This is a genomic window from Devosia ureilytica (genome assembly GCF_024273195.1).
Taxonomy (GTDB): Bacteria; Pseudomonadota; Alphaproteobacteria; order Rhizobiales; family Devosiaceae; genus Devosia; species Devosia ureilytica.
In genome coordinates this window covers 25,227-39,299 of the sequence record NZ_JAMZCU010000005.1, presented here as the reverse complement: position 1 = coordinate 39,299, position 14,073 = coordinate 25,227, and the positions used below count along the sequence as shown (strand labels likewise).

15 protein-coding genes and 1 tRNA gene are annotated in these 14,073 nt (G+C 62.3%); 10 read left to right on the top strand and 6 right to left on the bottom strand.

Annotated features, from left to right (window positions below):
- Positions 1-164: 164 nt before the first annotated feature.
- The 7 genes from tolQ (at position 165) to NIM87_RS13420 (ending at position 6,054) form a co-directional block, all read left to right on the top strand.
- The gene (gene tolQ / locus NIM87_RS13450; RefSeq protein WP_408640077.1) at positions 165-875 is read left to right on the top strand and encodes a protein TolQ; all 711 of its coding nucleotides are present in this window, start codon (positions 165-167) and stop codon (positions 873-875) included.
- A gap of 1 nt (position 876) precedes the next feature.
- Positions 877-1,317 (top strand): ExbD/TolR family protein, encoded by a 441-nt coding sequence (locus tag NIM87_RS13445; RefSeq protein WP_254675217.1) that lies wholly within the window; start codon positions 877-879, stop codon positions 1,315-1,317.
- 9 nt (positions 1,318-1,326) lie between these two features.
- The gene (locus tag NIM87_RS13440; RefSeq protein WP_254675216.1) at positions 1,327-2,487 is read left to right on the top strand and encodes a hypothetical protein; all 1,161 of its coding nucleotides are present in this window, start codon (positions 1,327-1,329) and stop codon (positions 2,485-2,487) included.
- Between the two features lie 67 nt (positions 2,488-2,554).
- The gene (gene tolB / locus NIM87_RS13435) at positions 2,555-3,865 is read left to right on the top strand and encodes a Tol-Pal system beta propeller repeat protein TolB (protein WP_254675215.1); all 1,311 of its coding nucleotides are present in this window, start codon (positions 2,555-2,557) and stop codon (positions 3,863-3,865) included.
- 157 nt (positions 3,866-4,022) lie between these two features.
- Positions 4,023-4,586: a fasciclin domain-containing protein gene (locus tag NIM87_RS13430; protein ID WP_254675214.1), complete on the top strand. Its 564-nt coding sequence runs from the start codon at positions 4,023-4,025 to the stop codon at positions 4,584-4,586.
- 193 nt (positions 4,587-4,779) lie between these two features.
- Positions 4,780-5,268: a peptide-methionine (R)-S-oxide reductase MsrB gene (gene msrB, locus NIM87_RS13425; protein WP_254675213.1), complete on the top strand. Its 489-nt coding sequence runs from the start codon at positions 4,780-4,782 to the stop codon at positions 5,266-5,268.
- A 66-nt stretch (positions 5,269-5,334) separates the two neighbouring features.
- Positions 5,335-6,054: a type 1 glutamine amidotransferase gene (locus tag NIM87_RS13420; protein ID WP_254675212.1), complete on the top strand. Its 720-nt coding sequence runs from the start codon at positions 5,335-5,337 to the stop codon at positions 6,052-6,054.
- 39 nt (positions 6,055-6,093) lie between these two features.
- On the opposite strand, the gene yihA is transcribed toward NIM87_RS13420, so the two are convergent.
- From yihA to rpmH, 4 genes are all read right to left on the bottom strand, one after another.
- Positions 6,094-6,738 (bottom strand): ribosome biogenesis GTP-binding protein YihA/YsxC, encoded by a 645-nt coding sequence (yihA, locus tag NIM87_RS13415; RefSeq protein WP_254675211.1) that lies wholly within the window; start codon positions 6,736-6,738, stop codon positions 6,094-6,096.
- 66 nt (positions 6,739-6,804) lie between these two features.
- Positions 6,805-8,637, bottom strand: a complete 1,833-nt coding sequence (yidC, locus tag NIM87_RS13410; RefSeq protein WP_254675210.1) for a membrane protein insertase YidC — start codon at positions 8,635-8,637, stop codon at positions 6,805-6,807.
- Positions 8,634-9,041, bottom strand: a complete 408-nt coding sequence (rnpA, locus tag NIM87_RS13405) for a ribonuclease P protein component (RefSeq protein ID WP_254675209.1) — start codon at positions 9,039-9,041, stop codon at positions 8,634-8,636. Before rnpA ends, yidC begins: the two co-directional genes overlap by 4 nt.
- A 15-nt stretch (positions 9,042-9,056) precedes the next feature.
- Complete coding sequence (gene rpmH, locus NIM87_RS13400; protein WP_035077916.1) at positions 9,057-9,191, bottom strand: 50S ribosomal protein L34; 135 nt, start codon at positions 9,189-9,191, stop codon at positions 9,057-9,059.
- 218 nt (positions 9,192-9,409) lie between these two features.
- On the opposite strand from rpmH, the gene NIM87_RS13395 reads away from it, so the two are divergent.
- From NIM87_RS13395 to NIM87_RS13385, 3 genes are all read left to right on the top strand, one after another.
- Positions 9,410-10,852, top strand: coding sequence for an FAD-dependent oxidoreductase (locus tag NIM87_RS13395; protein ID WP_332017524.1), 1,443 nt, complete (start codon positions 9,410-9,412; stop codon positions 10,850-10,852).
- 65 nt (positions 10,853-10,917) lie between these two features.
- Positions 10,918-12,345, top strand: a complete 1,428-nt coding sequence (locus NIM87_RS13390) for a sensor histidine kinase (RefSeq protein WP_254675207.1) — start codon at positions 10,918-10,920, stop codon at positions 12,343-12,345.
- Positions 12,346-12,468: 123 nt separating this feature from the next.
- Positions 12,469-12,545 (top strand) — tRNA-Arg (locus NIM87_RS13385).
- A gap of 1 nt (position 12,546) precedes the next feature.
- On the opposite strand, the gene NIM87_RS13380 is transcribed toward NIM87_RS13385, so the two are convergent.
- A complete protein-coding gene (locus NIM87_RS13380) occupies positions 12,547-13,641 on the bottom strand; it encodes a tyrosine-type recombinase/integrase (protein WP_254675206.1) in 1,095 nt (364 codons plus the stop codon).
- A complete protein-coding gene (locus NIM87_RS13375; protein ID WP_254675205.1) occupies positions 13,634-13,909 on the bottom strand; it encodes a helix-turn-helix transcriptional regulator in 276 nt (91 codons plus the stop codon). Before NIM87_RS13375 ends, NIM87_RS13380 begins: the two co-directional genes overlap by 8 nt.
- Positions 13,910-14,073 lie beyond the last annotated feature (164 nt).

Sequence of the window (14,073 nt, the reverse complement as noted above, 5' to 3'; positions counted from 1 at the left end):
TTATTAACTCTTTGGTGACCATAAACGGCGCATAGGCAGATTTGCGCCGCGCCGGACCATCCTGCGCCCGGAAATGCGGGCATTTCTCTTAATTTTGACAGATTTCGTCCCCATCGCAGCGGCAATGGGGCTTCACGCACGGGCCGGCCAAAAGGGATCACGACATGGAAGCCATGGATGCAGTTGGAGCGGTCGCTCCGCATGCGGACCTCTCCATCTGGGGCCTGTTCTGGGCCGCTGACTTCGTCGTCAAGACGGTGATGCTGGGACTCCTTGGCGCTTCGATCTGGTGCTGGGCGATCATCATCGACAAAACCATCACCTATCGACGCAGCCAGGCGGAGATGAACCGCTTCGAGCGCACGTTCTGGTCGGGGCAGTCGCTGGAGGAACTTTATCAGCAGCAGGCGGAAAAGCCCTCAGGTGGGCTGGGCGCGGTGTTTGTTGCGGCCATGAAGGAATGGAAACGCAGCCACGAGCAAAACGCGGCGAGCTTTGTGGGCATGCAGCAGCGGCTCGACAAGGTTCTGGATGTGGCCATTGCCCGGGAGAGCGAATATCTCGAAAAGCGGTTGAGCTTCCTGGCCACGGTCGGGTCGGCGGGGCCGTTCATCGGCCTGTTCGGCACGGTCTGGGGCATCATGAATGCCTTCACCAATATCGCGGCATCGTCCGACACGAACCTGGCAGTGGTGGCCGGGCCGATTGCCGAGGCGCTGTTTGCAACGGCGATTGGCCTTGTGGCCGCCATTCCTGCGGTTATTGCCTATAACAAGCTCTCCTCGGACGCCGGCAAGATGATCGGACGGCTGGAGGGTTTTGCCGACGAATTCTCAACCATTCTCAGCCGCCAGCTCGAAGCGCGGGGTCGCTGACATGGGCATGGGTGGTGTAGGTGGCGGAGGCAGCGGCGGCGGCCGCCGCCGTCGGCGCAAGAAATCCGGGATTATGAGCGAGATCAACGTGACGCCGATGGTCGACGTCATGCTGGTGTTGCTGATCATCATGATGGTGGCCGCGCCCATGCTGACATCGGGCGTCCCGGTCGATCTGCCGCGCACAGCAGCCAGCGAATTGCCGAGCCAGACACGTCCGATCACTGTCTCGGTGTCGCCCGAGGGGGCGATTTTTGTCGACGAGGCGCCAGTGACCGAAACTGATCTGGTGTCCACGGTTGGGACTTTGGCGACCGTGGAGGACCGCGTTTATCTGCGCGGGGATACCACGGCTAATTACGGGACGGTGATGCGGGTCATGGGCCTGCTGTCCGCCGCCGGTTATACCAAGATCGGGCTCGTTACAGAGCGCGAGAGGTAGGCCGAGGGCATGCGCACCGGCGTACTTGTATCGGTATCCGTCCATGCGTTGCTGCTGGTGATCGGTCTCATCAATCTGGGACTGACAGAGCCATTGCAGCCGACGGTGCAGTCCATTGCGGTCGAGCTGGTGCCCATCGAGGAATATTCCAACATCCGCCTGGGCCAGCTCGACAGCGAAGTCGTCGAGACCGAGACGCCGTCGGCGGTGGAATCTGAAGTGCCTGCCGAGCTGGCGCAGCCGACAGGCAATACCCAAGAAGACCAGGTGACGCCCTCGCCGGCTGATATTCCGACACCGGCGCCGGTGACCGAACAAGCGCCCGCACCAGAAGCCGAGGCAACGCCTGAACCCGAACCGGTCCCCGAACCCGAGCCTGAGCCAGCACCAGAGCCCGAGCCCGCACCAGAACCAGAGCCCGCCCCGGTGGAGCTGCCGCAGGAGCGGCCGGTGGACCTTGCGCCCGAGCCCGAGCCGGCGCCCGAACCAGAACCAACGCCTGAACCTGTGCCGGAGCCGGAGCCCGCACCGGAACCTGAACCTGAGCCAGCACCAGAGCCGGAGCCGGAGCCGACACCGGAGCCCGAACCCACCCCCGAGCCAGAACCAACGCCGCCCCGGGTTGACGTGGCGCTGCCGACATCGCGGCCCAGCGACCTCGCACAAATTCGCGAGCAGGCGCTGGCTGCCGAACGTCGTCGTCGTGAAGAAGAAGAGCGTGTGCGCCAGGCCGCTGCCGCCGCGCGGCCGGCTCCGCCGACACAGATCAGCTCGGAGACGGCTGACGATATTACGGCGATCATCAACAATGCGCCCACCACTGGCGCGACCACCGGGCAGGGCGGTTCGCCGACGCTGGGCGACACGACGGGCACGTCCGCCCGTTTGAGCCAGACGGCAATCGATGGTCTGGTGGCCAAGATCAAGACCTGCTGGAACCTGCTGCCGAGCGACTTTAATAGCGGCATGAATGTGACGCTGAACGTGAGCATGAACCGCGACGGCAGCGTCAATGGCACACCGCAGATCGTCTCGGCCGACCAGACGGCGGGCGGACAGGCGATTGCCCGTGCGGCGCAGCGCGCCGTGGTGCAATGCGGCCCTTATTCGATGCTTTCGGCTGACGCCTATGACGAATGGCGGCAGATCGAAGTGGAACTCAGACCCTGACCTTGAATTTGCCTTGGTGCTGGCCAAACTGCGGCCCAAACGGCAAGACCGGAGAGATTTAGGACCGATGACTGTTTTCAACCGACGCACAGCGCTCAAACTCGGCCTGGCCGGTGGCGCCCTGTTGGCGACCGCTCCCATGTCCTTTGCGCAGCTGCGCATCGTGGTGGAAGGCGCCAATTTCCAGCCGCTGCCCATCGCCATTCCCGACTTTGCCTCGTCGGACCCGGCCTTCGGGCGCGAGATTGCCGATATCGTGCGCAACAATCTGCGGCGCTCTGGCCTATTCCTGCCGCTCGATCCGGCCTCGCTGCCGGTGCAGGTTGGCGACGTCAATGCCACTCCCGATTTCAACGTGTGGCGCACGGCCAATGTCGATGGCGTGGTGATGGGCGCGGTGGAGCGGGGCGGACAGATCTCCGCATCCGTACGCGTCTGGGATACCCAGCAGGCGGCGCAGGTGGTGGGCAATAGCTATAACACCGACCCCAGTTCTGCGCGGCGCATCGGGCACCTGGTTTCGGACGCGATCTATTCCCAGCTTTCGGGCGGCACGGGCTATTTCGATACGCGGGTCCTTTATGTGGCCGAGAGCGGCCCCAAGGCCAATCGCGTGCGGCGGCTGGCCATCATGGATCAGGACGGGGCCAATGTGAGCTATCTCACCGATGGCCAGACCATGGCGCTGACCCCGCGCTTTTCGCCCAATGGCGATCTCGTCACCTACATGAACTTCTCGCAGGGCAATCCGCAGGTCTATCTGCTGCAACTCTCGACCGGGCAGCAGCAGCAATTGGCCAATGTTGGTGCCATGACCTTTGCACCACGCTTTTCGCCCGATGGCGGGACGGTGGTGTTTTCGGTTGAGCAGGGCGGCAGCACCAACATCTACTCGATCTCCACCGGCGGCGGGCAGCCGACGCAATTGACCTCCGGCGCAGCCATCGACACCTCGCCCTCGTTCTCGGCCGATGGCAGCCGCCTGATATTCGAAAGCGACCGGGGCGGCTCGCCGCAGATCTACATGATGGGTGCCGGTGGTGGAAACGCCCAGCGCATCAGCTTTGGCCAGGGCAGCTATTCCACGCCCGTCTGGTCACCCAATGGCGATCTGATTGCCTTTACCCGGCAGTCGGGCGGCCAGTTCCATATCGGCATCATGAACCCCGACGGGTCGGGCGAGCGCCTGCTCTATTCGGGCTATCACGCCGAGGGGCCGACATGGGCGCCCAATGGCCGGGTGATCATGTTCTTCCAGGATCCTGGTGGCAATGATGGCCCGCGACTGATGAGCGTCGATATCTGGGGGCGCAGCGCCCAGACCGTACCGACCGAAAGCTACGCCTCGGACCCGGCATGGTCGGGGTTGCGAAGCTAGCGCTTTGATTTTTAACAAATAATAGGCGCGATCCTCTGGGGTCGCGTTTTTTTTGTTTTTTTGTCGGGCGCACTGAAACTTCCGGTGAAGAGCCCCCGTAGCTTCCTGCGTCCCATCGAGATGAATGGGAACAGAATTACACAGGAAGGACCTAAACATGACACTTTCGATCCGTGCTCTCTCCCTCGCCGCCGTTCTGACCCTTGGTTCGCTTTCGGGCGCTGCCTTTGCCCAGGAAAACCCGATGGTGGGCGGCGCCGCCATGCCTGCCACCAACAACATTGTCGAAAACGCCGTGAATTCGGCCGATCACACCACCCTGGTTGCCGCCGTTCAGGCTGCGGGTCTGGTTGAGACGCTGTCGGGCGAAGGCCCGTTCACCGTGTTCGCGCCCGTCAATGCTGCGTTTGAAGCGCTGCCGGCCGGTACGGTCGAAGGCCTGCTGGCGCCTGAAGCCAAGGACCAGCTGACCGCAGTGCTCACCTATCACGTGATTGCCGGCGACATTCACTCGGGCGACCTGGTGAAGATGATCAATGACAATGGCGGTGAATACAAGGCCGCGACCGTGCAGGGTGGTGAACTGACCTTCTCGCTGGACGGCGACATGGTCAAGATCACCGACGCAAATGGTGGCATGGCAACCGTGACCATCGCTGACGTCGACCAGTCGAACGGCGTGATCCACGTCATCGACGCCGTGCTTCTGCCGGCGATGTAACCAAAGCCTGCGCACCAACGAATAGCGCAGGTACCGAGGCTCCGCCCCGCTTCCAGTCCCTCTGGTGGAGCCTCACCTTGACGTGACGCGATAGTCGCCCCCTTGCTTGCTATTGTGATCACGTCACTCTTGCCCCGACGCTGCCCGGCTTTCCTCCCGCCGGGTGGCGTCAGCCCTTTTAAGGAGAAGCCCGATGAGCCTTTCGCGTCGCAAAGTCCTGATTTCCGGTTCGCTGCTGAGCCTGGGCGCTGCCCTGGGGTTCGGGCGGGCGCCGGTGGCCGCAGAGGGCAACTTCCCCTTCACCCTCACCGATGAAGAATGGCAGGCAAAGCTTGAGCCCGCAGCCTACCGGGTGCTGCGTCATGAGGACACCGAGCGGCCCTACACGTCGCCGTTGAATGATGAAAAACGCGCCGGCACGTTTCATTGCGCGGGCTGTGACCAGGCCCTGTTTGAGGCCGCCAAAAAGTATGACAGCGGCACCGGCTGGCCCAGCTTCTGGGATTTTATCCCCGGCGCCATCGGAACGGCCGAGGACAATTCGCTGTTCATGAAGCGCGTCGAAGTGCACTGCTCAAACTGCGGTGGCCATCAGGGCCATGTGTTCGAAGACGGACCACAGCCCACCGGCCTGCGCTATTGCATCAATGGCTTATCGCTGCGATTTGAGCCTGCCGCCTGATCGGTTGTGTTGCCAGCCGGTCGCCGAGCCGCTATCTGAGGGCAGGTCTTAAACCAGTCTGCCCTCATGAAACTCACTATCGTCCAGACGGGCGCGGTTCCCGCGCCGCTGCAATCCCAATTCATTGAATATCGCCTGATGTTCCGCGCCATGTTCGACGCAACGGGCATGGCCTTTGGCTATGACGACGTCAATGTGGAGGCAGGCGACGCGCTGCCTGATCCGGCTGCTCTTGAGGGCATCGTGATCACCGGATCGCCGGCGGGCGTCTACGAGGATCACGCCTGGTTGCCGCCGTTGCGCGATTTCATCCGCAATGCCTATGCCGCCGGCACGCCGATGCTGGGCATCTGCTTTGGTCACCAGATCATGGCTGACGCGCTGGGTGGGGACGTGCGCAAGTCCGAAAAGGGCTGGGGCATGGGGCGGCACCAATATCAGGTGCGCCAGCGGCCCGGCTTCATGGCTGATGCGCCTGACACCATGCTAGTCGCGTGCTCGCACCAGGATCAGGTGATCGTGCCGCCCGCAGAGGCCGAGGTGATCCTGGGGTCGGACTTCGCGCCCAATGCGGGATTGCTCTACAAATCGGGCAAGGCGCTGAGCTTCCAGCCGCATCCCGAATTCGACGACGATTATGCGCGGGCGCTGGTGGAACTGCGGCGCGGCAGAGCCCCGGACGACGTCATATCAGCGGCACTCAGCTCGTTCGCCAAGCCTTCGGATAGCCCGCGATTGGGCACCTATATCGCCCGGTTCCTGCAGGACGCTGCCAGTGCCGCGTGAATGCAAAAGGCGCCGCGAGGCGCCTTTTTTGTTTTCGGCTCAGCTTTCGAGCAGCATGGCGATTTCGGTACGCAGCTGGTTGAGGCCGGTGCCTTTTTCGCTCGAGGTCTGGATGACATCGGGATGGGCTGCGGGGCGCTTGGCGATGCAGGCCTCTGTACTGGCGATGGCGCTGGCCAGATCGGTGGCCGAGGGCTTGTCGACCTTGGTCAGCACCACCTGATAGCTGACGGCGGCGCGATCAAGCTCGTTCATGACCGAGATGTCATTGTCCTTGGGGCCGTGACGGCTATCGACCAGCACATAGACGCGGCGCAGAGTGGCGCGGCCGGTGAGGTATTGATGCACCAGCCGGGTCCAGGCCTTGACCTTGGGCTCGGGCGCCTTGGCATAGCCATAGCCGGGCATGTCGACGATGCGCAGGCTCTCGCTCTGGCTCTCGAAGATATTGAGCTCCTGAGTGCGGCCCGGCGTGTTTGAGGTGCGCGCCAGCCCGGACGTGCCGCAGAGGGCATTGATCAGGCTGGACTTGCCCACATTGGAGCGGCCGGCAAAGGCAATCTCGATGCGATCCATGGGTGGCAGGTCGTTGAGGCTGACACAACCCTTCACGAACAGGATCGGGCGGGCAAAGAGCAGGCGGCCGCGCTCGATGACGTGGGGAGAATAGTCGGGCTGGCTCATGTCGTTGACCCTAAAAGGAGAAGCCCGCCGGATCAGCGGCGGGCCCTGTTATCTGATTGTTTCGGCTCAGCTCTTGCTGGGCTCGGCCGGCTTGGGTTTGCGGCGGAAGGTGTCCATGATGTTGCCGAACAGGTTCACTTCGACGCCGTGGCGCTTCATGATGAACCACTGCTGGGCAATGGAGAGGGTGTTGTTCCAAGCCCAGTAGATCACCAGACCCGCCGGGAAGGTGCCCAGCATGAAGGTGAAGATCACCGGCATCCAGTTGAAGATCATGGCCTGGGTCGGATCCGGCGGCGGCGGATTGAGGCGCATCTGCACCCACATGGTGATGCCCATGATGACGGGCCAGATGCCCAGGTGAAGGAACGAGCCCAGCACCGGCAATACGGTCGGGTCCCAGGGGATCAGGCCGAACAGGGTGAAGATATTGGTCGGATCGGGCGCTGCCAGATCCTGAATCCAGCCAAAGAACGGCGCATGGCGCATCTCAAGCGAGATGAAGATGACGGTGTAGAGCGAGAAGAACACCGGGATCTGGATGAGGATGGGCCAACAACCAGAGAGCGGATTGATCTTCTCTTTCTTGTAGAGCTCCATCATCGCCTGCTGCTGGGCAGCGCGGTCGTCCTTGAAGCGCTCCTGCATGGCCTTCATTTCCGGCTGCACACGGCGCATGGCAGCCATGGAAGCGTAGGAGCGGTTGGCCAGAGGGAAGAAGATGGCCTTGACGATAACGGTCACGGCAAGCACGGCGAGGCCGAAATTGCCCAGGATGCCGTAAAGCGTAACCAGCAGCCAGTGCATCGGCTTGGTCAGGAAGTGGAACCAGCCCCAGTCGATCAGGAGCTCGATACGATCGAAGCCATAGGTCTCCTGATAGGCAGCGATGACCCGGTCTTCCTTGGCGCCGGCGAAAACATAGGCTTCGTGGCTGACGGTGCTGCCGGCCGGCACCATGACGGGCTGGGTCTCGACATAATTGGTCTGGAAGACATTGGTGCCATTGGACTGCGAGAAAGCAAAGCGGGCGTTGATGGCGGTGCCGGCCGTGGGCAGCACGGCGGTGGCCCAATATTTGTCGGCAATGCCGAGCCATCCGGTGGTCGAGGAGAAATCGACCTGCTTTTCGTTCTGCAGATCTCCATATTTGCGGGCGACGTAATTGTTCGCGCCCAGCACGCCAATGGGGCCTTCATGCTGGATGAAGAAGTTCTGCACCTTCGGATTGCCGTGACGGATCACGCGCGAATAGGGGAACAGCGCCACATCACCCGTGCCGGTGTTCTCGACGCTCTGGGTGATGGTGAACAGATAATAGTCGTCCACGGCAAAGGTGCGATGGAACACAAGGCCGGCGCCATTGTCGTAGCGCAGAGTCACCGGGGTCTGGGCGGTCAAAGTGGCGTTGTCGCCCTCAACGGTCCAGACGGTCTGGCTGCCCGGAAGGGCGACGCTCGAACCGGCAGCGGCGGCCCAGCCCTGTTCGACGAAATAGGCGTCGGGCAGGCCTGCGGGCTTGAGGAGCGCGATGATGGGCGAATCGGGATCGGCAGTTTCGCGATATTGCTTGAGCTGCAGATCGTCGATGCGGGCGCCGGTCAGGTTGATCGAGCCATCAAGGTCAGCCGTGGAAATGGTGACGCGCTCGGTCGCCGCAATGGCGCTGTCGCGATCAGCAAAGACCTGGGGCGCATCGGTGGCGGGCGCGGCGGCCGTGCCGTCGGCATTGGTCTGCGGCACGGAAAGCTGTTCGGCTTCGGCCTGCTGGGCGGCTGTGATCTCGGCCTGGCGCTGTGCGCGTTCGAGCTGCGGCCCGGCAATGAAGAACTGCCAGCCAAACAACACGAGCATGCTGAGTACGACGGCGAGGATGACATTGCGATTGTCAGAGTTCATGGTCTCGGGTTCCGTTGGCCGCGGCCGGGAGTATTTCGATTATCGCCCGACTTTGTGTCATGCACACGAGCGATGAGGCTCGACAGGTCGGCGATCATTCTGGCGAAGGGCTGGCTGAGAGCCTCGCGCCGCGCCAAGAGGACATAGTCATGTCCGGGCACAAAGTCACGCGCGCATGCTGCCGCAGCCGCACGAAGACGGCGTTTCATGCGGTTGCGCTCGGGCGAGTTGCCGACTTTCTTGGTGACGGTGAAGCCAACACCGGGCGCGCTTTCGGCGCTGGCAATTGCCTGCAGTCCAAACGCAGAGCGCCCGGCGCGATTGCCCCGGGCGGCTTTGAGAAACTGCGCGCGCCGCTTGAGGCGGCGCAATGTCGCTTTGGGCAATGGCTGTTCGGCCGTCATCCGGCCTGCAAGCCCTTAGGCCGACAGCTTCTTGCGGCCATCGCGGCGGCGGCGATTGAGAATCGCGCGGCCGTCCTTGGTGGCCATACGGGCACGGAAACCGTGACGACGGGCACGCACGAGCTTGGAGGGCTGGTATGTACGCTTCATGACATCAGACCGCGCTGACGCACGGTTCCTCTAGTTTGGTGCTGCTTGAAAGCAGAAATTGTGACGACGGCTGACAGACGCACCGTCTTCCGGGTTGGTGGGGTCTATAGGGAAAAGAGTCTCCCAAGTCAACGCGCCTCAGCACGCTGAACACACCCGCGCACCCTGTTGTCAAGCAAGGCTTTCCCCCGCATAAGAGCAGCATTGGTTCTGGCCTCATGGCGGATATGGCTGAGATATCACGACCCGAGCTCTGCATTGTTGGAGCAGGCGCCCTGGGAATAGCGCTGGCGCAGCATGCGAGGCGGCTCGGGGCCGGCGTGATGCTGGTCGACCGAGGCTTTTCCGAACCTGGCGAAGACCCGTTGCGGGCGGTGCGTGTGGCTTCGTTGTCCGCAAGCGCATCGGCGGCAGTGGCGATGCGCGCCGGACCGGCCCTTGGGCTTGGCGCGGGCGACCCCAAGATCAGCATGAAAGCGGTGCAGGAGCGGGCGCGACAGGTGGTCGCGGCGCAGGCGCCGCTGGTCAGCCACGAGCGGCTGCGTGCGTTGGGCATCGAAGTGGTCAGCGGGCAGGCCCAGTTCATCGATCCCACAGGATTGAAGGTTGGCGACCAGGTGATCAGGCCGCAGGCCATGGTGCTGGCCGTGGGGGCCAATCCTATTCTGCCCGAAGTTCCGGGGCTTGAAGATATTGAGTATTTCACCCCCCACAGTATTCTCGACAATGTCCGCAAGCTGACGCACCTGCTGGTGATTGGCGGCGATCCTGAAGGCCTGGCGCTGGCCCAGGCCTATGCGCGGCTGGGGTCGGGCGTGACCGTGGTACCGCAGGGGTGGGCACTGAGCGGGTATGATGTCGAGGCCGCCAGTATCCTCATGCAGGCGCTGTCCGACGAGGGCGTGCGGATTGTGGATGGCGGTAAAGTCCGCGTGCTGCAGCCGCGCTCGCAGGGCATTGGCGCGGTGGTGGACCTGGCCGATGGCGGGGAAATGGCGCTGGACCTTTCTCATGTGATGGTCTGCCATGGGCATATGGCAAATCTGGGGAGTCTCAAACTCGAGGCGGCGCGGTTGCGGCCCCTGCGCGGACAGGTGGGACGCTATGCCATTGGCGCCCTGGGGCAGACCAGCAACGGCAAGGTGCGCGTCGTTGGCGCAGCAGCCGGCCTTGATCGGTGGCACCATACAGTGTCGCATGGCCGCTCGGTGGTGGACGCCCTGGTATTGGGCGTTCCGGCGCATCGTCCCGCAGCGCAGCCGCAACTGGTTTTGACAGAACCCGCGCTGGCCCAGATCGGACGGTTTCCCGCCGATCCGGGCAAGCTGGCGGCAGGCCACGGGATCTATCGCACCAGCTTTGCCGAAAACGGCATGGCGCAGGCATTGGGGAAAGCCGCAGGCCTCATTAAAGTCTTGGCCGATGCCAAGGGGCGCGTGGTCGCAGCAAGCCTGGTTGGGCCGGGTGCCGCCGAGATGGCGGCGGTGCTGGCGCTGGCCATGGACCGGGACGTGCCGCTCGAGGCGCTGGCGGACCTGCCGATCCCCGATCCAAGCCTGATATCGAGCCTTGTTGATCTTGGTGAAACCCGATTGGCCGGTCGCACCGTATCTAACTGGGCAAAGCGTCGCGGTGCACTGCGACGGCTGCTGCGTCTTTAGTCCGCAGGGTCATTAGACCAAAATGGGCCTGACGTCTGGGCGGCGTCTGGCATAGGATCGGGGTGATGAAAAATCAGCACAGCATCATGAGCGGCCGATTCTCGGGGCTTTCGAGCAAGCTGATCGTCACGATCATCGGCGTCATCCTGTTTGTTGAAATCATCGTCTATCTGCCATCGGTTGCCAGTTTTCGCACGACCTGGCTTGAAGACAGGCTGCGCGTCGGGGTGGTGGCGGCGCGGGTGCTTGATGCCGTACCCGACGTCATGGCGTTGCCGCGAGACCTGACCGACAGGCTGCTCAATTCGGCCGGCGCCAATGCCATCGTCTATCGGCGCGAGGGCCAGAGCCAGATGATCGAATTGACCAATCCGGTGATGCCCGACGCCGTGGTGACCGCCGACCTGCGCCAAGGCGACCTGCCCAGCCGTGTCTGGGGGGCGCTCGACACCCTGTTTGCCGGGCCGGGCCGTACACTGCGGGTGGTGGGCGCCGGCGACATGGACGAGAGCCTGGTGGAACTGCTGATGCCCGAGGCGCCATTGCGCCGCGACATGATCGACTATTCGCGCTCGATCGCGCTTGTGTCGTTGGGCATTGCGGCGGTGACGGCCTTTGTTCTCTATGTCCTGGTGAGCCGCTTGTTCATTGATCCGGTGTTACGACTGACCGACAACATGCTGGCTTTCCGCAAGGCCCCGGAGAATGCGGCGCTGATTTTGGCGCCCTCCTCGCGGCGCGATGAGATCGGCATTCTGGAGCGCGAACTGGCGGAGATGGAAAGCGAGCTGTTCTCCATGCTGCGGCAGCGGCGGCACTTGGCCGATCTGGGTCTGGCAGTGGCCAAGATCAATCATGACCTCCGCAATACCCTGACTTCGGCGCAATTGCTGTCGGACCAGGTGGCAACGCTCGATGATCCCAAGGTGCAACGACTGGCGCCCCGTCTGGTGACGACGCTCGACAAGGCTATCGGCTTTGCCCAGTCGGTGCTCGATTATGGCCGGGAAACCAGCGTGGTGCCGCGCTTCGCAGCAGTGTCCCTGCGCACGCTGGTCGAGGATGCGGCCTTTGAGGCGCGGGTGTCCGGCAATCCGATGATCGGGTTCGAGAATGAGGTGGACGCTGCGCTGATGGTGGATGTGGATGCGGGACAGATGGGGCGGGTGCTGGTCAACCTGCTCAAGAATGCCCGCGAGGCGCTTGAAACCGGTTCGCTGGAGGACCGATCGTCCGCTATCACAGTGGCTGCCAGCAGCGATGCTGATCGAACGGTAATCTCGGTGGCCGACAATGGCCCTGGGTTGCCGCCGCGCGCGCGCGAAAATCTGTTTGTGGCTTTCGAGGGATCGGCGCGGTCGGGCGGAACCGGGCTGGGGCTGGCCATTGCCCGCGAGATCGTGGAGGCGCATGGCGGGGCGCTGGCGCTGGCCGAAACAGGGCAGGGCACCCGCTTTGACATCACGCTGCCGAGCCGGCGCCCACTCGTCTAATTGCTTCCACAAAAATCGTCGCGACGCCGCTTGCAATGGCCAGCATGCCCATGTATGGGTTGCCCCGCTTCGATCGGAAGCGCAAGTCTCACCGATCCAAAGCCTGCCGCATAGTCGGCCTGCGCGCCCGTAGCTCAGCTGGATAGAGCACCAGACTACGAATCTGGGGGTCAGGAGTTCGAATCTCTTCGGGCGCGCCACTTATTTCAATGACTTAGCGGTTCCTCTCGTTTCGGCTCGATCAACGGTTTGCAACCGGTTTGCAAAATCTGTGCTACTTGCGTTCTCAAACTTGGTCATCGCTGACTTGGCCAAGTGCTCCGTCCGAGACAGATACTTCTCTAGAATGGTGTCAACCGACTTTAGGGAGTGACCGGTGATCGCGGCGATCTCCGGAACGCTACATCCGGCCTCTGCCAGCATCGTAACGGCGGTCCCGCGCAAATCGTGGAAGTGTAGATCCGCGATACCTGCAGCCTGACAAGCCGCTTTCCAATGCTCGGAAAAATAGCGCTTCGTCCAGGGTAGGCTCGTTTTGGTCGTCAAGATCACTGCTGCGCTGCGGTTTATTCCGTCAAGCATTCTCTTTAGAGTTGGTGTGCAGGCAACATATACGCGGCGCGTTCCCTTGTTCTGGCGAAGGCTGATGCGCTGCCCATCATAGTTAGTCCATGCCAGTTTGAGCAAATCTCCCTGACGCTGGCCGGTATGAAGCGCGAGGATGAGCGCGCGCTGCATCTCGATCGGTGCGACCTTCATGAATGTTTCGATGTGCTCAGGAAGCCAGATCTTGTCAGCTCGATCTGATTTATGTAGTCGAGCAATTCCGCGCGCGTGGTGCTGCCCGATCCGCGTGCGATCAACGGCCCAGGACAGCAGGGCGCTGAGTACCGAGATTCGATTGTCGGCCTCTCTTGCGCCTGACTCTGTGGCCACCTCGTCGCGCCAATCCATGAAGTCTCCGCGAACGCGCTTGTCCTCTAGGGCGGCCAGCGGCATAGTGCCGAACTTGGTCTCGACCTTGGCAAGCATGCGTCGATACTCCTTCTGCGTGCTCTCGGCGCGCTTTCCGAACTCGGGCGACAAAGTGAAGTCGCGGATCAGGCCGCTGAGCGTCCCTGTTCGCTGCGTGACTTGGCTTTGCTCAGCCGTCGCATAGTCGTTAAGGAACTCCGGCGAGCCTGGTGAGCCTCTTAGCGGACGCTTGGTCGCACGATGGTAATAGTGAATCTTGACCGAGCCGTCCTTCCGACGCTTCTTGACCGTGTTGATGCCCTTAAGATTGGCCCTAACCATTCGTGGCCTTCCATTGGTCGTAGGCAGTGGTCAGAGGTGCACCCGAGCCAGTGATGCCGACGGAAGCGTCCAGCGCTCGATCAAGGGAGGCCTTGTCCCAGCGGCGGGCGCGACCAAAGCTTGGAAGAGGATTAGGCATGATGCCCTTGCGCACCAAATTGCTGAAGAGGCCAGGGCTAACACCGATGTAGCTGGCTGCTTCTTTTCGATTGAACACACGGCGCTGATCCACTGGCAAGGCGTGGACGAGGTAGGCGGTTATCTTCATCGTGACACAACACTCCTTCGTTCGCTTGGCGCTATAGCGTTCGCGCTGTTGGGTTGCGTGAAATGTTTTTCTATTTTTTGCTGCCACAGCCTAGTGCCACTATCTCCTTGATAGCGCGAGGCAGACTCTGATCCTCATTTGAATGGGTGTTTCGCAAGGTGGTT